The sequence below is a fragment of the Bradyrhizobium sp. ORS 86 genome, from assembly GCF_045571475.1.
Classification (GTDB): Bacteria; Pseudomonadota; Alphaproteobacteria; order Rhizobiales; family Xanthobacteraceae; genus Bradyrhizobium.
Map to the genome: position 1 here is coordinate 454850 of NZ_CP120699.1, position 25810 is coordinate 480659.

The window sequence follows — 25810 nt, forward strand, 5'->3', positions numbered from 1 at the left end:
AGTCATGCAATATCGCAATCTTGGCGCCTCCGGTCTGAAAGTACCGGCGCTCAGCTTCGGCACCGGCACGTTCGGCGGCGAGGGGCCGCTGTTCTCGGCATGGGGGCGGAGCGGCGTCGACGAGGCACGCCGATTGATCGACATCTGCCTCGACACCGGCGTCAACCTGTTCGACACGGCCGACGTCTATTCGAACGGCGCGTCCGAGGAAATTCTCGGCGCCGCCATCAAGGGCCGCCGCGACAAGGTGCTGATCTCCACCAAAACCGGTCTGCCGATGGGCGACGGCCCGCTCGATGCCGGCACATCGCGACATCGTCTCGTTGCCGCAGTCGACGCGTCCCTCCGGCGGCTGGGCACCGACTATATCGACCTGCTGCAGCTTCACGCCTTCGACGCCTCCACGCCGATCGACGAGGTGTTGTCGACGCTCGATGCGCTCGTGCGCGCCGGCAAGCTGCGCTATGTCGGCGCCTCGAATTTCTCCGGCTGGCAGTTGATGAAATCGCTGGCCATCGCCGAGCATCATGGCTGGCCGCGCTACGTGGCGCATCAAGTCTACTATTCGCTGGTCGGCCGCGACTACGAATCCGAGCTGATGCCGCTCGCGCTTGATCAGGGCGTCGGCGCGCTGGTCTGGAGTCCGCTCGGCTGGGGCCGGCTCACCGGCAAGGTCAGGCGCGGCCAGCCGCTGCCGAAGCAAAGTCGCCTGCATGAGACCGCACAGTTCGGGCCGCCGGTCGACGACGAGCGCCTCTATGCGATCGTCGATGCGCTGGACGCAGTCGCCGCGGAGAGCGGGCACAGCGTACCGCAGATCGCCATCGCCTGGCTGCTCACGCGGCCCGGTGTGTCGTCGGTGATCATTGGCGCGCGCGACGAGGCGCAGCTCCGCGACAATCTCGGTGCGGTCGGGTGGTCGCTGACACCGGATCAGATCGCGCGTCTCGACCAAGCAAGCGCGGTGATGCCAGCTTATCCATATTACCCCTATCGCATCCAGGAGGGCTTTGCGCGGCTGAACCCGTCGCCCGTTTGAGCGCTACGGAGGTGCCGAGAGATCGCTGAATGACGCTGCGGCCGAGCGCACCGGAAACACCATTCGCATGCAGGCGCCGCCGGACTGCGCCTCGTCGACCTCGATCCGGCCGCACGCTCGGCGAGCCGCGGGCTTAACCTCCCCTTGAAAAGGGGAGGTCGCTTTGCTCGTCAGAGCAAAGCGGGCGGGGATCTGGTCTCTCCGCGTGGAGCGTCGCCTGTGACTGACCCCCATCCCGACCTTCCCCCTTTCAGGGGGAAGGAGAAGAAGCAAGCTCGCTCTGGTAATCTCCAGTCCAGCAGTCCCGTAGCCCGGATGTACGAAGCGTAATCCGGGACGATGCATCCACTGCTGAGAAAGCCCCGGATTGCGCGGAGCCTGTCATCGGGCGCGCATTCGCGCGACCCGTTGGCTTCATCCGGGCTAGGCCTCTGCCTCCGCATATGATGGCACGCGGTTCGGCCTCAGGCGTCGGTCGTCGTCCCGCACATTTGCCGGCGATATTCTGCCGGCGTCACGTTCATGTGCTGGCGGAAGACGCGGTTGAGATGGCTCTGATCGGCGAAGCCGGCCAGCAGCGCGATCTCCTTCAGCGCCACGCGGTCCCTGCGCAGATGCCGGCATGCATGCTCCACCTTGCGTCGCAAGACATAGGTGTGCGGCCGCATGCCGTAGTGCACGCGGAACTTGCGCGCGAACTGCACCGGTGAGCAGTGACAGACATTCGCCAGCTCGTCCAGCGTGATGTTCCTGAAGATGTTCTGTTCGATATAGTCCTCGATCATCCGGGCATGTGCCGGGCGGAATCGCCCCTGCGCGCAGGGTGTCTTGAACTCGATTGCCGCGTATTTCCGCAGGATGTGCACGCTCGCCTGCAGCGCCAGCGCGTCGTAGCAAAGCCGTCCGCCCGGGCCGCCCGCGGCGATTTCCTGAATCATTTGATCGTTGATCCAGGTGAGGATCGGATCCTCGGCTCCGAGCAGATCGTGCAGCTCGATGGCTTCGGCGTCGCGGTCGAATGCCTCGCCCGCTGTTTTCGTCATCAGGGCCGGCGCGATGTAGAAATGACTGACCTCGATGTCGTTCTTCCATTGCCAGCTTGACGGTTCGGCGCGGGTCAAGAGCGACGTGACCCCGCGACCAACGTGACTCTGTTTCCACGCGCCGGCGACGCGGCGGTTCATTGATGTCGTGCCGTCGCGATAGACCACGAGGAGGAAGTTTTCCGATGGCGGAACCCAGATGTCCGACGGCTCATAGCGGAAGATGCGCAGCCGGAAATCCTTCCGGCCGACTGACAGGCTATCCAATTTCAGCTCGCCGGGAGCGTAGCGCGGCAGCTCCTCGACCGTGATCAACTGGCCCATCGCGCGAGCCTCCTCCCTGGAATCCCTTGGACATCCCTAGGCGCGATTGATCGCTGCTTTTTCTTGGACGGACAACGGGACGTAGAATAGGCCGCTTTCGCGGTTTGCCAAGCGGGTCGCCGGCCGGCAACGGCTCCTGGACGGCTGCGTTCAAGAGATTGTCGGTTTCATCCAAGCCCCGCAGATGCGGGTCCGCCTAGCCTCTCCTGCGTCCCGGCGGAATCCGGCCGAAACATCGGCCGGCGCGTCCGGACGGGACCATTTTGACGCAACGCACCGTCAGACCGCTGCACGGCGGATGACAAAGGGCGTGCGAGATCGACACAGGAGGAAGCCATGGGTGAGACCGCCACACGGTCCAATGGAAGCAATGGTGCGCATGCAACGGACAAGCGCGACGCCGTGGTCGTGGGTGCCGGCGTTGCCGGTCTCTACCAGCTCTTCCGCCTGCGCGAGCTGGGCCTGAACGTGAAGGCGATCGATGCCGCATCCGGCGTCGGCGGCACCTGGTACTGGAATCGCTATCCCGGCGCGCGTTTCGATTCCGAGGGTCATACCTATCAGTATTTGTTCTCCGAGAAGCTCTACAAGGACTGGAGCTGGAGCGAGCGGTTCCCCGGTCAGCCGGAGATCGAGCGCTGGCTGAACTACGTCGCCGATCGCCTCGACCTGAAGAAGGACATCCAGTTCGGCACCACGGTCAAGAGCGCGCATTTCAACGAAGCGACACAACGCTGGCTGGTGACGACGGACAAGGGCGACGTGATCGACACCCAGTTCCTGGTCACCTGCTGCGGCATGCTCTCGGCCCCGCACGTGTCGTTCCCTGGTCAGGAGACTTTCAAGGGCAAGCTGTTCCATACTGCGCGCTGGCCCAAGGAGCCGGTCGAACTCGCCGGCAAGCGCGTCGGCGTGGTCGGCAATGGCGCGACCGGAATCCAGGTGATCCAGTCGATCGCCGGCGAGGTCGGCCGTCTCAAGGTGTTCATCCGCACGCCGCAATACATCATCCCGATGAAGAACCCGAAATGGGATGCGTCGGATGCCGAGGCCTACAAGTCGAAGTTCAAATTCCTCACCGAACGGCTGCCGAAGACGTTTACCGGATTCGAGTTCGACTTCGAGCACGCGTGGGCCGACCTGACACCGAAGCAGCGCCGCCAGGTGGTCGAGGACTGCTGGAACGACGGTTCGCTGAAATTGTGGGTTTCGTCCTTTGCCGAGCTGTTCTTCGACGAATCCATCAACGCCGAGATCTCCGAGTTCGTGCGCTCCAAGATGCGCGAGCGGATCAGGGATCCCAAGCTGTGCGAGCTACTGATCCCGTCCGATTACGGCTTTGGCACGCACCGCGTGCCGCTGGAGCAGAATTTCCTCGAGGCCTTCCACCGGTCCAATGTCGAGATCATCAGCGTCAAGGACAATCCGATCGCGGGCATTACGCCTGACGGCATCAAGACCGCCGATGGCACCGTGTACGAGCTCGACGTCATCATCCTGGCGACAGGCTTCGACGCCGGCACCGGCGCGCTGACGCGGATCGACATCCGCGGCCGCGATGGACGCTCGCTTAGGGAAGACTGGGGCCGGGACATCCGCACCACCATGGGCCTGCAGGTCCATGGCTATCCGAACCTGTTCACGACCGCCGTGCCGCTCGCGCCTTCGGCCGCGCTTTGCAACATGACAACGTGTCTGCAGCAACAGGTCGAGTGGATCGCCGATTGCATCAACTATATGCGCGGCAAGAACCTGATCGTCATCGAGCCGACCAAGGATGCCGAGGATCAGTGGGTGGCGCATCACGATGAAACAGCAAACGCAACGCTGATCGCGAAGACCAATTCCTGGTACCTCGGCTCGAACGTCGCGGGCAAGCCGCGCCGCGTGCTGTCGTATTGCGGCGGCGTCGGCACCTATCGCCAGAAATGCGACGAGGTCGCCGCGAGCGGCTATCGCGGCTTCGCGATGCAATAGGCGCCCGATCACACCGGTAGCCCAGATGGAGCCAACGGGGCGCGCGAATGCGCGCCCGATGACGGGCTCCGCGCAATCCGGGACCGGTGACGCCACGCTGCATCAGCCCGGATTTCGCTTCGCTCCATCCGGGTTACGCAGGTCAACAAAACATGGGAGGAACACAATGAGCACGAACTTCACCGCGGCCGCAGATGCAATCCTCGACGGTGTCGTGACGTCCGACCCGCGCGTCCCCGGGGTCGTGGCGATGGTGACCGACCGTCATCGCAACATCTACGAGGGCGCCGCCGGCAAGCGCCGCCTCGACCAGGCCGCCGACATGACGGCGGACAGCGTGTTCGCCATCTTCTCGACGACCAAGGCGATCACCGGGACGGCGATCCTGCAACTCGTCGAGGAAGGCAAGCTCGATCTCGACGCGCCGGCCAAGGCCTACGCGCCCGACATCGGCAAGCTCCAGGTCATCGAGGGTTTTGACGACAAGGGCGAGCCGCGGCTCCGGGCCCCGAAGCGCGACATCACCACGCGCATGCTGATGGTCCACTCCGCCGGCCTGAGCTACGACTTCATCAACCACACCTACAACCGGCTCGCGCAGGAGAAGGGGCAGCCGAGCGTCATCACGGCGTCCAAGGCGTCGCTGATGACGCCGCTGCTGTTCGATCCGGGCGAGCGCTGGGAGTATGGCACCAACATGGATTGGTGCGGCCAGATCGTCGAGGCGATCACCGGCCATAGGCTCGGCGAGGTCTTCAGGACGCGCATCTTCGAGCCGCTCGGCATCGAGGACACGACCTTCGAGCTCACCGACGCGATGCGTCGCAGGCTCGCCGGAATCCACGCGCGTAACGCGGACGGCTCGCTGACGCCGATGGATTTCGAACTGCCGGCCAATCCCGAGATCCACATGGGCGGCCACGGGCTCTACGGCACCATCGGCGATTACATGCGCTTCATCCGCATGTGGCTGAATGACGGCGCCGGCGAGAACGGCCGTGTCTTGAAGGCCGAGACCGTGCGGATGGCGGAGAAGAACCACCTCGGCAACAACAAGGTCACGGCGATCACCGGCGTGATCACCTCGCTTGCCAATGATGCCGAGTTCTTCCCCGGCCAGTCGAAATCCTGGGCGCTGAGCTTCATGATCAATGACGAGCAAGCCCCGACCGGCCGCCCCGCCGGCGCGCTGGGCTGGGCCGGACTTGCCAACCTGTTCTACTGGATCGACCGCCGGAACGGCTTCGGCGGATACTGGGCCACCCAGATCCTGCCATTCGGCGATCCGACATCGTTCATCGGCTATATCAACTTCGAAACGGCCTTCTACGACGCCCTGAAGCTGCGCAAGGCCGGTTAGGGCGGTTATCCCAGCACCCGGCCACGGCGACCGATCTCTGCGAGTAGAGATCGGTCTCCTTGCCGACGACGGTGCGCCTGCCGCCGGCTACTTTGCATGGGGTTGTTTTCGACATTTTTGGCCGGGCGCCCTGCGACGGCAGGCGATCGCATGTGGCGACGTGAAGCGAGCCCGCCAATCGCTACGCCGGAAGCTCGGTGATCGCCCCCGCAGCCTTGATCCCGGTCCCGCTGATGATGACGACGGTGCGCTCATTTGGCCGGATCGCGCCGCGCTCCTTCAGCACGTCGAGGGCGGCTGCGGCCGAGGCCGAGGTCGGCTCGACGAACAGGCCGGTGCGTGCCATCTGCTTCAGCGCGGCGATGATTGCATCCTCGGGAATCGCGACCGTGCCGCCACCGCTCTCCTTCAGCGCCGCGATGATCTGCTTCAAGCGCAGCGGATGCTTGATGGCGGTGCCCTCGGCAATGGTCTTGCGGACCTCGCGATTGACAGGGGTGTCGACGCCGGCGGCAAAGCTGGCATCCACCGGCGAGCAGTTGAGCGGCTGCGCGGCGAACAGGCGCGGCAGCCGCGTGATCTGGCCTGCCGCGAGCAGCTCCTTGAAGCCATAGTAGCAGCCCAGCAGGCTGCTGCCGGCGCCGACCGGCATGACGACGTTGTCGGGCACGGAATAGTTGAAGTCTTCCCAGATCTCGTAGGCCAGCGATTTCGTCCCCTGAAGGAAGAACGGCTGCCAGTTGTGGCTGGAATAGAAGATCTGCTTCGACTGCCTGATCGCCTCGGCCTCCGATTCCTCGCGCTGGCCTTCGACGAGCTGGACCTCGGCGCCGAAGGCGTGCATCTGAGCGACCTTCATCGGAGACGTCGTGACCGGCGCCAGAATCTTGACCCGCATCCCGCCGGCGGCGCCGTATGCCGAAACGGATGCGCCGCCATTGCCGGAGCTGTCCTCGAGCACGGCATCGACGCCGAGCTGGCGCAGGAACGACAGCATCACCGTGGTGCCGCGATCCTTGAAGCTTGCAGTCGGATTGAACCATTCCAGCTTGAAGTGAGGCCGCAACTCGCCCCACGCCTTCTCGACGACAGGCGTGCAGCCTTCGCCCATCGTAATCGGCTTGCTGATCTCGAGGGGGAGCGCGGCCCGGTAGCGCCACAGCGACCGCGTCCCGCGATCGATCTCGTCGCGGGAGATGCCTGGTAGCGGCGTCACCAGCAGCGGAGTGCCCTCGTCGGAGCACCAGCGCGGCACATCCAGCGAATAGTGCTTTCCGTTGAGCGGATCGATGTAGCTGGGTGACGGCATGACGTTAGGTCCTGAATACAGCAGGATCGATCGGGCGGTGGAATTACGCCGCGCCGGCCTGCTTGGCCAGATAGCTCCTTGCAAAGTCGAGATACCAGCCGAGGCATCCCGGATTGGCCATCGCGTCCTTGTTGATGACCTTCTCCAGGGGGTGACCGAGCAGCAGCTTCTTGATCGGCAGCTCCTGTTTTTTGCCGGACAGCGTGCGCGGGATTTCGGCCACCGCGAAGATGTCGTTCGGCAGGAAGCGCCGCGACAATCCGGCTTCGATCGCCTTGTTGATCTTCGTCTTCATCGCAGCGTCCAGCGCAATGCCTTCACGCAGCACCACGAACAGCGGCATGTAGCTGTCGCGGCCGAGATATTCGAGGTCGACGACCAGGGAATCCAGCACCTCCGGCAATGCCTCGATCGCCGAATAGAGCTCGCTGGTGCCCATGCGCAGGCCGTGGCGGTTGATGGTGGCGTCGCTGCGGCCATAGATCACGCAGGACCCGTCGGTGTTGATCTTCAGCCAATCGCCGTGCCGCCACACCGGGCCGCGGCCAGAACCATCGAAGTTGTCCGGATAGGTCTCGAAATAGCTGGCGCGATAGCGCGCGTCGTCGGGATCGTTCCAGAACCGCAGCGGCATTGACGGCAGCGGCTCGGTGCAGACGAGCTCGCCGACCTCGTCGATCACGGCGCGGCCCTGCTCATCGAAGGCTTCCACCGCGCAACCGAGCAGGCGACACTGCATGGTGCCCGGCATCTGCGGCAGCTCGCGATTGCCGCCGATGAAGGCGCCGGCGAAATCGGTGCCGCCGGAGATGTTCGCCCACCACATGTCGGCTTGTGCGGTGTTGCCGTTGCGTTTCGCGAGCGCGGCAAAGCGGTCGTTGAACCAGGCTTGCGTGTCGGCGCTGAGCGGCGATCCGGTCGAGCCCAACGTGCGCAGGGCGGAGAGGTCGCCGACCGCGGCAAGATCGATCTCCGCCTTGGTGCAATTGGCAAAGAACGCCGCACCCGCGCCGAAGAACGTCGCCTTGGCCCTGGCGACGAAGCGCCACAGCGTGGTCCAGTCCGGCTTGTCCTTGGCGCCGCCGGGGCTGCCGTCGAAGATGCAGCAGGTGGTGCCGTTGAGCAGGCCATTGGTCTGGCAGTTCCACATGATCCAGCCGGTCGAGCTGTACCAATGGAAGCGTTCGCCGAACGAGTTCTCGTGATAGCTGCAGCCGATGTCGTTATGCAGCGTCGAGAGCGGCAGCGCCACGACGATCACGCCGCCATGGCTGTGCAGGATCGGTTTCGGCAATCCCGTCGTGCCTGAGGAATAGACGATCCAGAGCGGATGATCGAACGGCAGCCATTCCGGCTCGAACGCATCGATCTCGGCGCTCTCGCTTGCGAGGATGGACGACAATTGCGCCTCGGTGGGCGCCGTCTCGCTGTGCAGGATGACATGCTGCACGGTCGGTAGCGCGCTTCGCAATTCATCGATCACGCCGCGCCGGTCATGGCGGCGGCCGGCATAGGTCACGGCGTCGCAGGCGATCAGCACCTTCGGCTCGATCTGCTTGAAGCGGTCGATCACCGCCGGCGCAGCCATGTCGGGTGCGCAGAGGCTCCAGATCGCACCGAGGCTCGCGGTCGCAAGAAGCGCGATGATGGTCTCCGGGATGTTCGGCAGGTAGGCGGCGACGCGATCGCCGCGTTGCACGCCCTTGGCCTTCAGATGTAGCGCCAGCGCGGCCGCCTTGCGCCGGAGCTCCGGCCAGCTCGTCTCGACAAGCTTGCCGTCTTCGCCGCTCGAGACGAGAGCGGGCAGGCCCGCGGCATGCGCGGGCTCGACATGGCGAAACACCTGGCGCGCATAGTTCACCGAGGCGCCGGGAAACCACACCGCGCCAGGCATCTTGCGGCTCGCGAGCACGGCGGAATGCGGCGTCGGCGATTCGATGCCGAAATAGTCCCAGATGCTTTGCCAGAAGCCGTCGATGTCGGTGACCGACCAGCGCCGCATCTCCTCGAAGTCGGCAAACGCAAGGCCGCGCGTCTGCTTCAGCCATTGGCGGTAAAGGGCCATTTGCGGGACGTAAGGTGGTGTCATGAGCGTTTCCGGGTCTTCTTTCTTGCTGTCGTATCTCGGCAGCCGCGGCGGCCACGTGCGGCAGCTCTAGCATAGGCGCGCGAGCGCAGGGAACGCCGTTCCAGCCCTGTGTGCGCCAGCATATTCTTACCGCTCTTTCCGCGTACTATGCCGCACCTGATTCAGCGTGCAGGACCCAGCTCATGCAGATGTCCGTCGGCGAACTCTTCATTCTCGGCTTTTACGGCAAGGTCATCCCGGCCTGGCTGAAGGACTTTGCGGCGCGATTCGGGCTCGGCGGGGTGATCCTGTTCGATTATTCCTGCCAGACCCGGCAATACGACAACAACATCGTCTCGCCCGCGCAGGTTCAGGCGCTCTGCGCCGAGATCGGGGCACTGCCCTCGCGCCCGCTGGTCTTCATCGATCAGGAAGGGGGGCTGGTGCGCCGGCTCAAGGAGGGTCTCGGCTTTCAGCCGATGCCGAGCGCGAAGGATTTCAATCTGCTCCCGATCGAGGAGAAGCAGCAAATCCTGGCCGCAAGCTATGCGGAATTGCGCCAGCTCGGCATCAGCTACAATTTCGCGCCCGTGATCGACGTCGATTACAACCCTGACAATCCGAATATCGGTCGCATCAAGCGGTCGTACTCGGCCGACATTCGCGAGGTCGCGGCCAATGCGCGCCTCGTCGACGCTGCGGCGCGGCAAGCGCGGGTCGGCCTCTGCCTGAAGCATTTTCCGGGGATCGGTGGTGCGAAGGTCGATTCGCATCTGGAGTTCATGGATATTTCCGATGCGCTGCGGCCAGAGCAGGAGGAGTTGTTCTATGCCCTGGCGCCGCAGACCCATGGCGACGCCGTGCTGGTCAGCCACGCGATCGTCCGGCCGTGGGATGCTGACAATCCGATGACGCTGTCATCCGCCGGGATCGGCCGCCTGCGCCGCCGCCTGCCCGAGACGCTCCTGATCACCGACGACATGCAGATGCAGGGATTGCAAAAGGCGCTCGGCACCAACGCGGCCAGCCTGCAGGCGATCGGTGCCGGCATGGATATGATCTGCATCGGCAACAATCTGTTCGATCAGGAGCGGGAGATGGCCGCCATTGCGGAAGCGATCGTGGCCCACCTTGCCGATGGCACGCTCGATCAGGCCGGCATCGGCCGGTCCATTGAGCGGGTGCGAAAGCGCAAGGCGCTGCTCACCTGATTGGGGCCCTGAAAATCAGCGGAGGCGCCCGGAGGGAGCGGAACCAATCCTCCTTACCGCGATTTAACGTAGACGCTCATTGGGGCTCAACAACCATGAAGATGCTCAAGCGTCTCTTCGGATTGATTTGGCTACGCCACGTCGCGCGCGAATCGGCCGACTTCCCGCCTGCTTCCATTGATCCCGACGAATTCACGCGCCTGCTGTGCAGCGGGCGCACCGAGGATCTGCGGATTCTGGCCAGAAAGCTCAGCCAACGCTCGCGGGCGCACGCATAGCGAACGGGTTACGCCCGGCTGCGGAAGCCGGCTCTGATCGATCAGGGCCAGCAAATCCGGCGCGCGGCCCTTCGCAGTTGAGCGGAGAAATCACCGTCACTTCGCCTTTTCGTGGTTTTCCATCCCGACCGCCTTGTAGTCATAGGTCGGATAAAACTCGGTGTGATAAGCGCCCCAGGCGTTGTTCTCGATGACGCGGTTGACCTCGCGCAGCCGCGCTGCCGGCAGCCGGAGTGTCACGACCTGGCCAATTCCCATCATCACGTACCAGCTAACGACCTCGACGCCTTCGGGCGGAAACGCCTTGTAGAAGCCCTGTCGCTCGAGCTGGGCATTCAGTTCGCTCAGCGGTCGCGACTGGTCATGCTTGAAGAAGATGGTGACCATGACCGCGTTGTCGGGCGTCGGCGGCGCATTGGCGCTTGGCGGGCTCTGGGCCTGCACGTCGGCCCCCAATGCCAGCGCCGCGGTTAGTGCCGCGATGGCCATCCAGGATCTGCGTCGTCCTCGCATCGTCGCTGCCTCCTTGTTGGGGTCTTGCGGGCTATCCGAGGCGGCGGATCATCGCGGCGGCCCGTGGGGCTGTAAATTGACAATCGCCCAACTCAGTTCCTCCAGCGAACCGCGGTCGCTTGAGCCAGATCGACGCTGGTTCCAGGAGGGTAAATACGGATCCGTGAAATTACGGGGATGGAGAGGCCGGCGTCCCGTAAGAATACTGTAACTCGACTCAAATATGCGGGATTCATTGCCAAATCAGCGGCAATCTGTGCCTGCTGGGCGCTAGATCACAGTTGCGTCACCCGTAATTCTACGGGCCTTCGCGTTAACGCAGTCACAAGTTCACCTTCGGTAAACCATATTTATGACGCAACACGACAATCGAGCCGAAGCCCGCCTTCCGACCTGGATCGACGAAGCCACGCCGCTTGAGACCCCCCGGTTTGAGGTCCAGGACGTCGCCCCGCGACCGCAGGTTACGGAGGAGGCTGGTGCCGCGATCGTCCGCCAGTTCAATGGACCAGTGACGGCGCTGCTGCTCTATATGAATGAGCTCAAGCAGCACAGTCATCAGTTCGCGCAGGCACCCGGCAACGGCATTTACCTGCGACAGGTCATCGAGAACGCGCTCGAGCAGACCGAACGCGTGTCCGCGATGCTGAAGCAGATCTCCGATTTCTATCCGAGCGCCATTCCGGCCGCCGACTTCAGGCCGCTCCGGGACGACAAGCCGATGCGATCCCATTCGCCCGAGGTGATGTTCGCGCCGCAGGCCGGGCGGAAGCCGTTGACGAAGCGCGAGCGCGAAGTGCTCAGCCTGATCAGCGACGGCTATTCCAACAAGCAGGGCGCGCTTCACATGAATATCAGCCCGCGCACGTTCGAGAGCCACCGCGCCGAAGCCATGCGCAAGCTCGGTGCGCGCAACACCGCCGACCTCGTGCGCAAGGCTCTGCTCTATACTGCCTGATCCGTCTTTCGCCGCACGGGCGCCGAGAAGTGGCTCGCATGCTCCGGCCTGCCCGCGCAATGGGCTCCGGCTGTCTCGGTGGATGCCGCCGCGGCGGCGACCGGCATCTCAGAGATAGTCCTCCGCCGGAATGTGCATCCGCGGCGTCAACCGCGTCTTAGGCGCCGCCGGCGAGCGCTCTTCGGGAATGATCGTGATCACCCACATCGTCGAGACGCCTGGCTTGCCTTCGACGATCGATCGCACGCGGCCGGTGATCGTCTCGCCGCCGGAGTGAACGGTTGCGGATCTGCCGTTGAACTGGGCAATGCGAAGGCGCCTTGCTTCCTTGTGGTCGGTCGTTTGGTACGTGAACATCGGCCCCCTCGCGCGTCCACGCAACTGTGTGAGGTCAACGTTATCCGACGGTGAAAATCATGAGCCGTAGAAGTACGGCTCAAGTGGCGGTCAGTTGCTGACGGTTTCCTGACGCTGGAGCAACTGTGCGTACCGCGCCTTGACCGTGGCGTAGCATTCGCATGTGGTCTTGATCAGCCCGTCCAGATTGACGATCTCGATGTGACCGCGGCTGTAGTGAATGAAGTTCGCCTGCTGCAACGTGTGTGCGACCAGCGATACGCTGTTGCGTCGTGCGCCGATCATCTGCGCCATCGCTTCCTGTGTCAGGACGAACTTGTTGCTGCGGGCGAGGTCGCGCGTTTGCAGCAGGCATCGCGCCAGCCGCGATTCGACGGTGTGAGCCGCGTTGCAGCCGGCAGTCTGCTGGATCTGTGCGTAGACCGCGAGCCCGTGCCGCGCCAGCGCCGCGCGGAATGTCGGGCTCAGCCCGGCCGCCTTCCGCAACGCCTCGACCTCGATCGTGGAGGCAACGCCCGGCACCAGCACCACCGCGCTGTTCAGCGTGGGAGCCTCGCCAAGCCCGGCGAACGCACCGAAGATGCTGTCGCGGCCGACCATCGCGACCTGCACGTGCTCGCCCCGGGCCAGCTTGACCACCAGCGAGATCACGCCCTTGTGCGGCAGATATGCGCGCTTGAGCAACTCGTCGGCTTCGCTCAGCACCATATCCGTAACGAGATCGACGGTTTGCAGGTGCTGGCGGATCAATTCGAAATCGTTCGCCGACAGTGACGACAGGAAACCGTTAGGTGATCGCGAAACCGTATCCAAAGCACCCTCCAGCCTACCGGCAAAGCTGTCTCTGGCACCTCGGCCGACGCGTGCAGCCGTACGTCCTTGCAACCTATCTTGCCACGTCTTGAGTTTAATAAAAATAGGTCTATTGCCGCACGCCGTTGATCGCTCTGGTCCGGCGTGCGGGCTCGCGCGCGGTCAATCCTCGGACCCAACCCATTGCGCGGCATATGCCTTGACCGTCGCGTAGCACTCGCAGGCAGCCTTCTGCAAAGCGTCGACATCGGTGATTTCGATATGTCCGCGGCTGTAGCGGAGAATACCAGCTTGCTGAAATCCATGCGCGACGATCGACACGGCATTGCGCCGAACACCAATCATCTGCGCCAGCAGCTCCTGGGTCAGCGGCAATGCCTCGCTGCCGCACAGGTCGCGCGCGCGCAGTAGCCACCGCGACAACCGTGCTTCGACCGCATGCGAAACATTGCATGCCACTGACTGTTGCGCCTGTGCCATCAACGCCTGCTCATGGAGGGCGACCAAGGTTCGAAACGCGGTGCTGCGCTCGACCGCCGCGCGGAAATCGTCCGCCCGTAGCACCGAGGCGGTACTCGGGACCACGACGATCGCGTCGGTGAGCAGCGGGCGGTTGTAAAGCGCGGCAGATGCGCCGACGACTCCGTCGCGGCCGATCGTCGCGATCTCGACCGATTGCCCGTCGGATAGATTGATCATCATCGAGATGATGCCGCCGTGCGGAAGATAGACCCGTTGCACCGGTGAGCCGGCGCCAGCCAGCACCGCGTCCTTGGTCAGTTCGACGGTTTCGAGAACCGGATGGAGTTGCGCGAGCTCTGCAGCCGGCAGCGCTTGCAACAAACGATTGGGCGGATGCGATACCGCAGACATTGGATCTCCTGCCGAGGGCGGGAGCACTACGGTCTCACATCACCTACTCTGGGCGTTTGGAACGGCAGCGAACATAGCCGTCCCGTTCAATTGCACAAGAGTTGCAGTGTTCACTTTATACACCCTACAACGCAGACGGTGCTGACCGGCTCCCGATTCCCGCACAGAACGCATGCCCACCGCCACCGAACGGTTTCGTCATTCCGTGGCATTATTGATTTTTTGTTAACGCCGAGCTGGGACATCGGTCGGGTCTCGCGACGCGAATGTGATCGCGCGCACGCTCCGATCGATCGGATGGCGCGCGAAGGCCCGCACGCGACATGCAATGTCTCGATTGCTTGCGCATGCATTCGGGCGCCACCCAAGCGCTCACGTGTGGCAGCTCGAAGCTGCTCTTCTGGGTATTAGTACGGAGAAGCTCTTTAACGAACGGGTAGCGCGAACGGCCCAGTGTGGCTCGTCGCCGTGTGAAACTTGCGGCGTCGCGTCAATTGTGTTCATCCAGAAGGGTATCCAGTATGTCCGGCATCGTCCTTTCGGCTTCGGTCCGCCAGAACCTGCTTTCGCTGCAGTCGACCGCCGATCTGCTCGCCACCACGCAGAACCGCCTTGCCACCGGCAAGAAGGTCAACTCTGCGCTCGACAATCCGACCAACTTCTTCACCGCGCAGTCGCTCGACAACCGCGCCAGCGACATCAACAACCTGCTCGACGGCATCAGCAACGGCGTGCAGGTGCTGCAGGCCGCCAACACCGGCATCACCTCGCTGCAGAAGCTGGTCGACAGCGCCAAGTCGGTCGCCAACCAGGCGCTGCAGGCCGCCGTCGGCTACTCCCAGAAGTCGTCGGTGACGACCGCCGCGATCACCGGCGCAACGGCCGACAACCTGCTCGGCACGCCGACCTACAGCAACGCCCAGCTCGTCGGCTCGGTCGTCAACAACAACCTCGGCACGCCCGCGCCGATCACCGCGGCGACCAAGCTCGTCAGCGCGGCGACCTCCGACACCCTGGCGGCGACGCCGACCGGTGTCCTCACCGTCAACGGCAAGACGATCACGTTCTCGACCGCGCAGACCACCTCGACCACCGACGCGGCGGGCAACGTCACCCTCGGCACCGGCGCGGGCAGCACGCTGACCGTCGGCGACCTGCTCACCGCGATCGACGGCATCACCGGGGCGACCACCGCTTCCTCGGTGTCGGGCGGCAAGCTGCAGATCAGCACCGGCACCACCCAGGATCTGGTGATCTCCGGCACCGGCACCGCGCTGACCGCCTTCGGCCTCACCGCCGGCACCACCGCGCGCACCGCGACCACCGCGCTCGGCGGCCTGACGCTGACGATCGGCGCCACCGGCAACGGCACCGCCACCAACATCACCTTCGGCACCGGCGCCGGCCAGGTGAAGTCGCTCAACGACCTCAACACCCAGCTTGCCGCCAACAACCTGCAGGCCTCGCTCTCCTCGACCGGGGCGCTCACCATCAGCACCACCAACGATGCCGCGTCGGCGACCCTCGGCACGATCGGCGGCACCGCGGCCGGTGCCGGCAAGCTGTTCAACGGCCTCGCCGGCAGCGCCCCGGTGCAGGATCCGACCGCGCTGGCCAACCGCGCCAACCTGGTCGACCAGTACAACAACATCCTGGATCAGATCACCACGACGGCCCAGGACGCCTCGTACAACGGCATCAACCTGCTCAACGGCGATCAGCTCAAGCTGACCTTCAACGAGACCGGGTCCTCGACGCTGAAGATCCAGGGCGTGACCTTCAACGCCGCCGGTCTCAACCTCACCAAGCTGACCGAGGGAACCGACTTCCTGGACAACGCCTCGGCCAACGCCACGCTGAAGACGCTCAACACCGCGAGCGGGCTGCTGCGGACCCAGGCCTCGACCCTCGGTTCGAACCTGTCGATCGTGCAGATCCGCCAGGACTTCTCCAAGAACCTGATCAACGTGCTGCAGACCGGCTCGTCCAACCTGACGCTGGCCGACACCAACGAGGAGGCGGCCAACAGCCAGGCGCTGTCGACCCGCCAGTCGATCGCGGTGTCCGCGCTGGCGCTCGCCAACCAGAGCCAGCAGAGCGTGCTCCAACTGCTCCGCTAAGCGCAGCTTCGATAGGCATCAATATGAAGGCGGCGGAGGAAACTCCGCCGCCTTTGTCTTGCGCGCCGTCCATCTGAAGCGAGGTCCGGATCTCCTGGACGTCATGACATGCTGCGAGCCAAGCTTAACAGTCGCCCGCTGCAATTTGATTCAATCCACGGTCTTCACCGGACGCCGTGCTACCTGCGCGGGCACTAAGTGCCTGTTCTTTCGAGCGTCGCCGTCGTCACAGAATGCATCGTCCAACTCTTTGAAATGCCTCATCATCCGTATTTGCACGGACCCCGAAATTAACGTCGCCGTGAAGCCGGCGAGGTTATCGGGAGGAGGCGACCGTTCCGTAGCACTTTGAGGGGACCGATTTCGATGGACGATCTGTTGCGCGAGTTCCTGACGGAGAGCAGCGAGAGCCTGGACACGGTCGACAACCAGCTCGTGCAGTTCGAGCAGGATCCGAACAACGCCAAGATCCTGGATAACATCTTCCGCCTGGTGCACACGATCAAGGGGACCTGCGGCTTCCTCGGGCTGCCGCGGCTGGAGGCGTTGGCGCATGCCGGCGAGACCTTGATGGGCAAGTTCCGCGACGGCATGCCGGTGACCGCGGAGGCGGTGACGCTGATCCTGTCCTCGATCGACCGCATCAAGGAGATTTTGGCCGGGCTCGAGGCCACCGAGGCCGAGCCCGACGGCACCGACCGCGACCTGATCGATCAGCTCGAAGCCATGGTCGCGCGCGGCATCGCGGCGATGGCCGAGACCAGCGCTGCCGACGATACGGCGGTGCCGGTGGTCGAGGCGCCGTCGGTGCAGCCGGCGCTCGCCACGGGCACGCTGGTGGCGCAGACATTGGAGCGGCCGCTGCGCCCGGGCGAGGTCTCGCTCGACGAGCTCGAGCGCGCCTTCCGCGAGACCGCAACCGAGGTGGTGGCGCCGGTCGCCAGGCCCGCCACGGCCCCTGCCGCCGCCGAGGCGGCGAAGAAGCCGGCGCGCCGGAGCGCCGCCGAGGCCGAGGCCGAGGGCGGCGACAAGATCGCCAACCAGTCGATCCGGGTCAATGTCGACACCCTCGAGCACCTGATGACCATGGTCTCCGAGCTGGTGCTGACCCGCAACCAGCTTCTGGAGATCTCAAGGCGCAACGAGGACACCGAGTTCAAGGTGCCGCTGCAGCGGCTCTCCAACGTCACCGCCGAGCTGCAGGAGGGCGTCATGAAGACGCGGATGCAGCCGATCGGCAACGCCTGGCAGAAGCTGCCGCGCATCGTCCGCGACCTCTCCGGCGAGCTCGGCAAGCAGATCGAGCTCGAGATGCACGGCGCCGACACCGAGCCTCGACCGCCAGGTGCTCGACCTGATCAAGGACCCGCTGACCCACATGGTGCGCAACTCCGCCGACCATGGCCTGGAGACCCCGGCCGAGCGGCTCGCGAGCGGCAAGCCCGAGCAGGGCACCATCCGCCTGTCCGCCTATCACGAGGGCGGCCACATCATCATCGGCATCGCCGACAATGGCCGCGGCCTCAACACCGAGCGGATCAAGGCCAAGGCGCTCTCGAACGGTCTCGTCACCGAGGCCGAGCCTCGAAGATGACGGAAGCGCAGGTCCACAAGTTCATCTTCGCGCCCGGCTTCTCCACCGCCGCGCAGGTCACCTCGGTGTCCGGCCGCGGCGTCGGCATGGACGTGGTGCGCACCAATATCGACCAGATCGGCGGCACCATCGACATCAAGAGCGTGGCCGGCGAGGGCGCCAGTGTCACCATCAAGATCCCGCTGACGCTGGCGATCGTCTCCGCGCTGATCGTCGAGGCCGCCGGCGACCGCTTCGCGATCCCGCAGCTCTCGGTGGTCGAATTGGTGCGGGCGCGCGCCAACTCCGAGCACCGCATCGAGCGCATCAAGGACACCGCGGTCTTGCGGCTGCGCAACAAGCTGCTGCCGCTGATCCATCTGAAGAAGCTGCTCGAGATCGACGACGGCGCGGCCAGCGCGGCCGAGAACGGCTTCATCGTGGTGACCCAGGTCGGCAGCCAGACCTTCGGCATCGTGGTCGACGGCGTGTTCCACACCGAGGAGATCGTGGTCAAGCCGATGTCGACCAAGCTGCGCCACATCGACATGTTCTCCGGCAACACCATCCTCGGCGACGGCGCGGTGATCATGATCATCGACCCCAACGGCATCGCCAAGGCGCTCGGCGCCTCCGGCGCCGCGGCCCATGAGCTGGCCGAGGACAGTGCCGCCGCCCATGCCGCAAGCGGCGAGCAACTGACCTCGCTCCTGGTGTTCCGCGCCGGCACCAGCCAGCCCAAGGCGGTGCCGCTCGGCCTCGTCACCCGGCTCGAGGAGATCGCCGCCGACAAGATCGAGCTCTCGAACGGCCGCCACATGGTGCAGTACCGCGAGCAGTTGATGCCGCTGGTGCAGATGGCGGGCGTCGAGGTGCAGCGCCAGGGCGCGCAGCCGATCCTGGTGTTCTCCGACGACGGCCGCTCGATGGGGCTCGTGGTCGACGAGATCATCGACATCGTCGAGGAGCGGCTCACCATCGAGGTCGCGGGCTCGCAGGACGGCATCCTGGGCTCGGCGGTGATCAAGGGCCAGGCCACCGAGGTGATCGACGTCGGCCACTTCCTGCCGATGGCGTTTGCCGACTGGTTCGCGCGCAAGGAGATGCGCCCGTCGGCGAGCGCGCAGTCGGTGCCGCTGGTCGATGATAGCGCGTTCTTCCGCAACATGCTGGCGCCGGTCCTGAAGGCCGCCGGCTACAAGGTGCGCACCGCGGGCGGCGCGCAGGAGGGGCTCGCGGCGCTGCGCTCGGGGCAGGCCTTCGACGTGGTGCTGACCGACATCGAGATGCCGGAGATGAACGGCTTCGAGTTCGCCGAGGTGATCCGCGCCGACGGCAACCTGACCGGGCTGCCGATCATCGCGCTGTCGGCGATGGTGTCGCCGGCGGCGATCGAGCGCGGCCGCCAGGCCGGCTTCCACGACTACGTCGCCAAGTTCGACCGTCCCGGGCTGATCGCGGCGCTGAAGGAGCAGACCGCCGAACTGCGCAAGGCGGCGTGATGCGGGACCAAGGACCAGATGCGATGACCAGCAAGAGCGAAGCGAGCGACGGCATCATGGCCGAATACGTCACCGCTGTGATCGGCGGGCAATTGTTCGGGCTGCCGATCTCGCGGGTGCAGGACGTGTTCATGCCGGAGCGGCTGACCCGGGTGCCGCTGGCCTCCAGCGAGATCGCCGGCGTGCTCAACTTGCGCGGCCGCATCGTCACCGTGATCGACATGCGCGCCCGGCTCGGCTGCCCAAGGCCGACGGCGGCCAGGCGATGATGGCGGTCGGCGTCGACCTGCGCGGCGAATCCTACGGGCTCCTGATCGACCAGATCGGCGAGGTGCTGCGGCTGCCCGAGGCGAGCCGCGAGGACAACCCGGTCAATCTCGATCCCCGCATGGCCAAGCTCGCCGGCGGCGTCCACCGCCTCGACGGCCAGCTCATGGTCGTCCTCGATGTCGATCGCGTGCTCGAATTGATGCCCAAGGCGGCCGCTGCTGCGTAAATCCCAGACCGAAAGACGACTGGTTCAACAAGGAGGCAAATACATGAAGACATGTCTTGTCGTCGACGATTCCGGCGTGGTGCGGAAGATCGCCCGCCGCATCCTCGAAGGAATGGAGTTCACCGTCACCGAGGCCGAGGACGGCGAGAAGGCGCTCGAGGTTTGCAAGCGCGGAATGCCGGACGCGGTGCTGCTCGACTGGAACATGCCGGTGATGGACGGCTTCGAATTCCTCGTGCAGCTTCGCCGGATGCCGGGTGGCGATGCACCGAAAGTGGTGTTCTGCACCACCGAGAACGGCATCGACCATATCTCGCGCGCGCTGCATGCCGGCGCCAACGAGTACATCATGAAGCCGTTCGACAAGGAGATCGTCACCGCGAAGTTCCAGGAAGTGGGGCTGCTTGCACTCGATCTGCCCACCGAAGCCTGAAGCCAGTTTCATCTTTTTGTCCTTGCGAGGCTCCAGTGACGCCCCTCGACTACGAGTATCTGTGTAAGCTCCTGAAGGATCATTCAGGGCTCGACCTGTCCGCAGACAAGCAGTACCTGATCGAAAGCCGCCTGCTTCCGCTGGCGCGCAAACGCGGCCTGTCCGGCATCCCCGACCTGGTGACGAAGATGAAGGGCGGTTCGTCCTCGCTCATCGTCCAGGTGGTCGAGGCCATGACCACCAACGAAACCTTCTTCTTTCGCGACAAGCTGCCATTCGATCAATTCCGCGATACGATCATGCCGGAGCTGCTGAAGGCGCGTGTCGCACGCAAAAGCATCCGGATCTGGTGCGCCGCGGGATCGACCGGTCAGGAGCCCTATTCGCTGGCGATGTGCCTGAAGGAGATGGGGGCGGCGCTGGCGGGGTGGCGGGTCGAGATCATCGCGACCGATCTGTCGCAGGAGGTGCTGGAGAAATCGAAGGCCGGCATCTACAGCCAGTTCGAGGTGCAGCGTGGATTGCCGATCCAAATGCTGGTCAAGTACTTCAAGCAATCGGGCGAGTTCTGGCAGATCAACCCTGAGTTGCGGTCGATGGTGCAGCACCGCCAGCTCAACCTGCTGCACGATTTCTCCCAGCTCGGCACCTTCGATGTGATCTTCTGCCGCAACGTGCTGATCTATTTTGATCAGGACACCAAGATCAACGTCTTCAACCGCCTTGCCAGATCGATGGAGGCAGATGGCTTCCTGGTGCTGGGCGCCGCCGAAACCGTGGTCGGCCTGACGGACGGCTTCAAGCCGTTCCCTGAACGGCGCGGCCTGTATCGGCCGAGCGGGGCGCGGACATTTGCGGCGGGGGCCGTTCTGCCGAGGGTTGCCGCCATGGCAGCGAGACTTTGACCATGACGGATGACGCCAAACTCGTTGAGCGCGTGACGTTCAGCAGGGGCTTCGATGTCTGCATCATGGCGATCGACGGCACTTGGCGGCGCGACTGCCGGCTCAATGCCATCTCCGACACCGATGCGGCTCTGACAGTGGAAGGTTCCATTCAGGGGCTCAATCTGAAGGAGTTCTTCCTGCTGCTGTCGTCAACCGGGCTCGCCTATCGCCGCTGCGAATTGATCCGTGTCAACGGCACCGAGATGGACGTCGGATTCCTCAAGGGCAAGCCGAGCAAGAAGCGATCAGCCGCTGGCGAAGGCGAGCGGGCCGGGGTCTGACCCGCCTCGCGTCCGCTCGGATCCGCCGTCATCCCGGATGTGCGGAACAGATCGCGATCTCATGTGTTGGAGCGTGACAATCGCGGTCCGCAGAACCGGCCGTTTCCGGGTCTGCGGATCAATTCAAGGTGCGTATCGGGGGTTTCGGAGCCGAGCATCCGATCAAGCGCGGCACCGTCGCCAATGTCGCTGCTTGGCTGGACATACCCGATCAACGCAACCAAGTCCGCCAAAATGACATTATAGGGATCATCGCTTTCGTCCGAGCGTGCCGCAACGTTGTCCGCCGCTGCGTTTCCCATGCATGTTTCTCCACTGCCCCCACCTTTAGGGAAGGCGCTGCTACTTGTGCGTTAAGCGGACGTCCCGTACAAATACGGGTCCATTGATCGATATGCTCGAGAGATTTCTTGTGCGGCCAAGCACCACGTGTCACCACTGATGGACGATGCATATGAGTGAGAATGGCGCTCCCCGCGGGGAGATTTTCGTAGTCGACGACGATCCTGCCGTTCGCGAGACGCTGTCCGTGGTTCTGTCGACAGCCGGTTACAAGGTGATCTGCTTTGCGGACGGTGCCGCGCTGCTGTCCGTTGCGCGAAGCAGGACACCCGCCTGCATCCTGCTCGACGTGCACATTCCCGGAAAGTCCGGTCTCGACATCCTGAAGGAACTGCATGGCGAGGATTATCCGGCGCCGATCTTCATGATCTCGGGGCAGGGCGATATCGCGATGGCGGTGAGCGCCATCAAGAATGGTGCGCTGGATTTCATCGAGAAGCCCTTCCGCGGCAACGAGATCGTTGCCCGGTTGAACGAGGCGATCGAGGCCTATACGAGGCGCCGCACCGAGACCTCGGCATCGCGCATCGCCTCGCTGCATTTCCCGGGGCGCGAGCCACTGACCCGCCGCGAGCGCGAGGTGCTCGAGCAGTTCACCTCCGGCGCGTCCAACAAGGAGGCCGGGCGTCATCTCGGCATCAGCCCGCGCACCATCGAGGATCACCGCGCCAACATCATGAAGAAGCTCGGTGCGCGCAATGCCGCCGACCTCGTCCGCATCGTGATGACGGCGCAGCGCCAAGCCTGATTTCCGCGTGGCCTGAATTGCCGCGCGGAATCCAGGGCCGGCGTTCGCGAGCATCTATTCTGCGAGCGCCTTGCGGATCATCGCCGCGAGTTCCGACTTGCGATAGGGCTTGGGCAGCAGCAGCACGCCTTCGTCGAGCCGGCCGTGATGGATGATCGCATTCTCGGTGTAGCCCGAGGTGTACAGCACCTTGAGGTCGGGCTTCATCCTGAAAATCCGTTCGGCAAGCTGGCGGCCGTTGAGCCCGGGCATGATCACGTCGGTGAATAGCAGATCGAACGGCTTGCCGGCCTCGACGATCGCGAGCGCTTCATTGGCAGTCGCGGCGGCCAGCGTCACGTAACCGAGCCCGTGCAGTTGCGCCAGCACGTAGTCGCGCACCAGCTTGTCGTCCTCGACCACCAGAATCGTCTCGTGGCCCCCCTCGAGCTCCAGCGCCGTCGCCTCCTCCGCCGCGACCGCCGTGCCTGAAGCCGCCGGAAGATACATCCGGATCGTCGTTCCGTACCCTTGCTCGCTGTAGATCTTGATGTGCCCGGCGGACTGCTTGACGAAACCGTAGACCATGCTGAGGCCGAGCCCGGTGCCCTTGCCTGGCCCCTTCGAGGTGACGAAGGGATCGAACACCTTGTCGAGCATATCAGTGGCAATTCCCATTCCCGTATCGCTCACGGCGATCATGGCATATGGGCCCGGCCGTACATCGCCGTGCGAGCCGGCATAACTCTCGTCGAGCACCACGGATGCCGTCTCGATCGTCAGCCGGCCGCCTTGCGGCATGGCATCCCGAGCATTGAGCGAGAGGTTGAGCAGGGCGTTGGCCAGCCGATTGGGATCGACGACCGCCAGGCATGTCTTGTCCTCGAAGGCCGATCGGATCTCGACCTGCTCGCCGAGCGTCCGGCGCAGCAGCTTGGTGGTGTCGATGATCAGCGCGTTGACGTCGATCTCGCGCGGCTCGAGCGGCTGCTTGCGGGCAAACGCCAGCAGTTGCTGGGTGAGATCGGCGCCGCGCGACGCGGCCTCGTCGATCATCCGGGTGATGGCCGCGAGCTGCGGCTGGTCCTTTACGGCATCGCCCAGAATCTCGATCGTCCCGGTGATGACGGTGAGGATATTGTTGAAGTCGTGCGCGATGCCGCCGGTGAGCTGGCCGACCGCTTCCATTTTCTCCGACTGCCGGATCCGATCCTCGGCGGCGATCTTTTCCGTCAGGTCGCGGATGAAGCCGTTGAAAAGAAATCCATCGCGGGTCTTCAGCGCCGAGATGCTCAACTCGGCGGTGAATTCGCTGCCGTCGCGCCGCCGGATCTGCGCCTCGCGCCGGGGCTCGCGAACGCGTTCGCCGCCGGAGCTCAGGAATCCGGCGAGCGCCGTGGCGAGCGGGCCGCCCGGCCTGCCCATCAGTTCGAATACGTTGCGGCCAATCGCCTCCTCGCGGCTCCAGCCGAAGATCGTCTCTGCCTGCGTATTCCAGTCGCGGATGATGCCGAACTGGTTGATCTGCACAAAGGCATCGAGCGAGCCGTCGATGATGCCTCTCGCGAGCTGCGCGCTCTCGCGCAGGCTTTCCTCCGACTTGCGGCTCTCGGTCATGTCGTACGTCGACTTGGCGATGCCGATGACGGCGCCCGACAGCGCCTTGATCGGCGTCATCGAGAGTGACACGTCGACCGTGCTGCCGTCCTTGCGCAGCCGCACGGTCTCGTTCTGCTCGATCCGTTCGCCCCGGCCGATTCTGCGAATGATCTCGTCGATCTCGGTGCGCCGGTTCGGCGGCACGATCAGGGCGATGTGTCGGCCGACCGCCTCGTCGGCGCTGTAGCCATACAAGCGCTCGGCGGCCGGATTCCAGCCCGTGATGATTCCCTCGAGCGACATCGTGATGATGGCGTCGCTGGAGGATTCGACCGCTGATGCGAACAGGCGCTCGCGCTCGGCATGGTGGTCGCGCGCCGCCTCGGTGCGGCGATGCTCGGCGATCTCGCGCTCGAGCGCCACCGTCTTGGCGTTGGCCTCGTCCATCACGCGAACGAACGCGCGCGCCAGCACGCCGGTCTCGCCGCTGGCGTTGACCGGAATGGCGGCGGTGCCCTTTTCGCCGACGCGCTCCACGGCGGTGGTCAATTGCGTGATCGGCCGGGTCAGCGAGCGCGCGATCACCCAGGCCAGCACGCCCGCGCCGAGCACGGCCAGCAGACCGACCAGGATTGAGCTGTTGCGGATCGCCACCGCCGGCGCCATGAACACGGCCTTGGGCACGATGTCGATCACGGCGACCCATTGGTGTGTCGCCAGCAGCGTCGGCGCCAGCGCGACAACGCAGTCCTCCTGTCCGGCCTGACCGACGACGATCTTCGCGACGCCTTGTGTGGTGCCGAGCGCGGCCGCCAGATTGGGCATGTCGCGCTGCCAGTTCGTCGGCTTGCCGAGCTGTGCGCCGAATTCGCGCCCGCGGTCGGGGTTGACGAGATAGTTGCCGCCGGCGTCGACCACGTAGACCCGTTCGCCGGGACGCGCCGATGCGCGGACGCTTTCGAGCGTCGGTCGCATGTCGGCATTGATGATGACGATCCCGAACGGCTTGCCGTCCTGTGTCCTGACCGGCTTCGCCACCATCATGGTCGCGACATGCGGTGTCTCGACGGCGCCATTCTCCTCGTCCAGGCCGATCGGCGAGACGTAGATGCCTTCCGGTGGCAGATTGATCGTATTGCGGAAATAGGCGACATCGCCGACCTGTTTCAGCTCCGGCTCGGGCACGATTCGCACCGCGCCGTTGGGACCGGAGCGGTCGACCCGCGCGAGTTCGCGATGATTGTCCGCGACGCCGATGAAGCGCAGCGAGTAGGCCGGCTTGAACGCCATCTGCGCGGCCAACTGGGCTTCCAGCCGCTGGCGCCAGACCGCTTCCGTGATGCCGTCAACGGGATCGACCCCACCATTGAGCCGCGCCCGCATCAGCCCGCCGACCGCCGGCAGAACCTGGAAGGTCGTGATGTCGCCGGGTGTCGCACGGGCGCGGGCCTCGAGAACCGAGGCCGCAAAGCGAACTTGTGTTTCGATCCGGTCGAGCACGCGCGGGGCGAGCGCGCGCTCAAGGCTGCTATAGCTGAGCCATCCGACCGCGGAAACCGCGATCGCGACCAGCGCAATCATCGCGATGGCAAGCCTGGTCGTCAGCGTCATCTGTCCATTCGCAACTTTCCGCCGGCGCGCGAGCTGACCGGCCAGCCGATGTTCAT

At 64.5% G+C, this 25810-nt stretch carries 21 protein-coding genes and 1 pseudogene; 13 read left to right on the top strand and 9 right to left on the bottom strand.

The features are described 5' to 3' along the window. The first annotated feature begins 4 nt into the window (after nucleotides 1–4). Nucleotides 5–1039 carry an aldo/keto reductase gene (locus P6U25_RS02125; protein ID WP_407149796.1) on the top strand — a complete coding sequence of 345 codons (1035 nt, stop codon included), beginning with the start codon at nucleotides 5–7 and terminating at the stop codon, nucleotides 1037–1039. Between the two features lie 464 nt (nucleotides 1040–1503). On the opposite strand, the gene P6U25_RS02130 is transcribed toward P6U25_RS02125, so the two are convergent. Beyond that, nucleotides 1504–2406: a helix-turn-helix transcriptional regulator gene (locus P6U25_RS02130; protein WP_407149797.1), complete on the bottom strand. Its 903-nt coding sequence runs from the start codon at nucleotides 2404–2406 to the stop codon at nucleotides 1504–1506. Nucleotides 2407–2742: 336 nt separating this feature from the next. On the opposite strand from P6U25_RS02130, the gene P6U25_RS02135 reads away from it, so the two are divergent. Then, the gene (locus tag P6U25_RS02135) at nucleotides 2743–4383 is read left to right on the top strand and encodes a flavin-containing monooxygenase (RefSeq protein ID WP_407149798.1); all 1641 of its coding nucleotides are present in this window, start codon (nucleotides 2743–2745) and stop codon (nucleotides 4381–4383) included. 166 nt (nucleotides 4384–4549) lie between these two features. Then, nucleotides 4550–5743, top strand: coding sequence for a serine hydrolase domain-containing protein (locus tag P6U25_RS02140; protein ID WP_407149799.1), 1194 nt, complete (start codon nucleotides 4550–4552; stop codon nucleotides 5741–5743). Between the two features lie 181 nt (nucleotides 5744–5924). Here the strand turns inward: P6U25_RS02140 and P6U25_RS02145 are convergent, their stop codons facing one another. Both P6U25_RS02145 and P6U25_RS02150 read right to left on the bottom strand, forming a co-directional pair. Continuing rightward, complete coding sequence (locus P6U25_RS02145) at nucleotides 5925–7052, bottom strand: pyridoxal-phosphate dependent enzyme (RefSeq protein WP_407149800.1); 1128 nt, start codon at nucleotides 7050–7052, stop codon at nucleotides 5925–5927. Between the two features lie 43 nt (nucleotides 7053–7095). After that, complete coding sequence (locus tag P6U25_RS02150; RefSeq protein ID WP_407149801.1) at nucleotides 7096–9141, bottom strand: acetoacetate--CoA ligase; 2046 nt, start codon at nucleotides 9139–9141, stop codon at nucleotides 7096–7098. Nucleotides 9142–9323: 182 nt separating this feature from the next. Here P6U25_RS02150 and P6U25_RS02155 point away from each other — a divergent pair, with 182 nt between their 5' ends. Together P6U25_RS02155 and P6U25_RS02160 are read left to right on the top strand one after the other, a co-directional pair. Continuing rightward, complete coding sequence (locus P6U25_RS02155) at nucleotides 9324–10331, top strand: glycoside hydrolase family 3 N-terminal domain-containing protein (RefSeq protein ID WP_407149802.1); 1008 nt, start codon at nucleotides 9324–9326, stop codon at nucleotides 10329–10331. Nucleotides 10332–10426: 95 nt separating this feature from the next. Then, nucleotides 10427–10609: a hypothetical protein gene (locus tag P6U25_RS02160; protein ID WP_407149803.1), complete on the top strand. Its 183-nt coding sequence runs from the start codon at nucleotides 10427–10429 to the stop codon at nucleotides 10607–10609. A gap of 96 nt (nucleotides 10610–10705) precedes the next feature. Here P6U25_RS02160 and P6U25_RS02165 read toward each other — a convergent pair whose 3' ends face one another. After that, entirely contained in the window at nucleotides 10706–11098 is a 393-nt protein-coding gene (locus tag P6U25_RS02165; protein WP_407149804.1) for a hypothetical protein, read from the bottom strand. Between the two features lie 376 nt (nucleotides 11099–11474). On the opposite strand from P6U25_RS02165, the gene P6U25_RS02170 reads away from it, so the two are divergent. Next, nucleotides 11475–12080, top strand: coding sequence for a helix-turn-helix transcriptional regulator (locus P6U25_RS02170; RefSeq protein ID WP_407149805.1), 606 nt, complete (start codon nucleotides 11475–11477; stop codon nucleotides 12078–12080). Between the two features lie 108 nt (nucleotides 12081–12188). On the opposite strand, the gene P6U25_RS02175 is transcribed toward P6U25_RS02170, so the two are convergent. From P6U25_RS02175 to P6U25_RS02185, 3 genes are all read right to left on the bottom strand, one after another. After that, nucleotides 12189–12437, bottom strand: a complete 249-nt coding sequence (locus P6U25_RS02175) for a hypothetical protein (protein ID WP_407149806.1) — start codon at nucleotides 12435–12437, stop codon at nucleotides 12189–12191. A gap of 90 nt (nucleotides 12438–12527) precedes the next feature. Then, on the bottom strand, nucleotides 12528–13250 hold the full coding sequence (locus tag P6U25_RS02180) for a Crp/Fnr family transcriptional regulator (protein WP_407149807.1): 723 nt from the start codon (nucleotides 13248–13250) through the stop codon (nucleotides 12528–12530). Between the two features lie 162 nt (nucleotides 13251–13412). Then, nucleotides 13413–14090, bottom strand: a complete 678-nt coding sequence (locus tag P6U25_RS02185; RefSeq protein ID WP_407149808.1) for a Crp/Fnr family transcriptional regulator — start codon at nucleotides 14088–14090, stop codon at nucleotides 13413–13415. 554 nt (nucleotides 14091–14644) lie between these two features. On the opposite strand from P6U25_RS02185, the gene P6U25_RS02190 reads away from it, so the two are divergent. The 6 genes and pseudogenes from P6U25_RS02190 to P6U25_RS02215 all read left to right on the top strand — a co-directional run bounded on the left by P6U25_RS02190 (nucleotide 14645) and on the right by P6U25_RS02215 (nucleotide 21475). Further along, nucleotides 14645–16243, top strand: coding sequence for a flagellin (locus tag P6U25_RS02190; protein ID WP_407149809.1), 1599 nt, complete (start codon nucleotides 14645–14647; stop codon nucleotides 16241–16243). Nucleotides 16244–16609: 366 nt separating this feature from the next. Next, complete coding sequence (locus tag P6U25_RS02195) at nucleotides 16610–19318, top strand: chemotaxis protein CheW (protein WP_407149810.1); 2709 nt, start codon at nucleotides 16610–16612, stop codon at nucleotides 19316–19318. A 23-nt stretch (nucleotides 19319–19341) separates the two neighbouring features. Continuing rightward, nucleotides 19342–19814 (top strand): annotated as a pseudogene (locus P6U25_RS02200) (chemotaxis protein CheW). 43 nt (nucleotides 19815–19857) lie between these two features. Next, nucleotides 19858–20247 carry a PleD family two-component system response regulator gene (locus P6U25_RS02205; protein WP_407149811.1) on the top strand — a complete coding sequence of 130 codons (390 nt, stop codon included), beginning with the start codon at nucleotides 19858–19860 and terminating at the stop codon, nucleotides 20245–20247. Nucleotides 20248–20282: 35 nt separating this feature from the next. Next, nucleotides 20283–21152 (top strand): CheR family methyltransferase, encoded by an 870-nt coding sequence (locus P6U25_RS02210; RefSeq protein ID WP_407149812.1) that lies wholly within the window; start codon nucleotides 20283–20285, stop codon nucleotides 21150–21152. A gap of 2 nt (nucleotides 21153–21154) precedes the next feature. After that, nucleotides 21155–21475: a PilZ domain-containing protein gene (locus P6U25_RS02215; protein ID WP_407149813.1), complete on the top strand. Its 321-nt coding sequence runs from the start codon at nucleotides 21155–21157 to the stop codon at nucleotides 21473–21475. Between the two features lie 59 nt (nucleotides 21476–21534). On the opposite strand, the gene P6U25_RS02220 is transcribed toward P6U25_RS02215, so the two are convergent. Beyond that, the gene (locus P6U25_RS02220) at nucleotides 21535–21777 is read right to left on the bottom strand and encodes a hypothetical protein (RefSeq protein ID WP_407149814.1); all 243 of its coding nucleotides are present in this window, start codon (nucleotides 21775–21777) and stop codon (nucleotides 21535–21537) included. 152 nt (nucleotides 21778–21929) lie between these two features. Here P6U25_RS02220 and P6U25_RS02225 point away from each other — a divergent pair, with 152 nt between their 5' ends. Next, nucleotides 21930–22565 carry a response regulator transcription factor gene (locus P6U25_RS02225; RefSeq protein ID WP_407149815.1) on the top strand — a complete coding sequence of 212 codons (636 nt, stop codon included), beginning with the start codon at nucleotides 21930–21932 and terminating at the stop codon, nucleotides 22563–22565. 54 nt (nucleotides 22566–22619) lie between these two features. Here the strand turns inward: P6U25_RS02225 and P6U25_RS02230 are convergent, their stop codons facing one another. Continuing rightward, nucleotides 22620–25754 (bottom strand): PAS domain S-box protein, encoded by a 3135-nt coding sequence (locus tag P6U25_RS02230; RefSeq protein WP_407149816.1) that lies wholly within the window; start codon nucleotides 25752–25754, stop codon nucleotides 22620–22622. Between the last annotated feature and the right edge of the window lie 56 nt (nucleotides 25755–25810).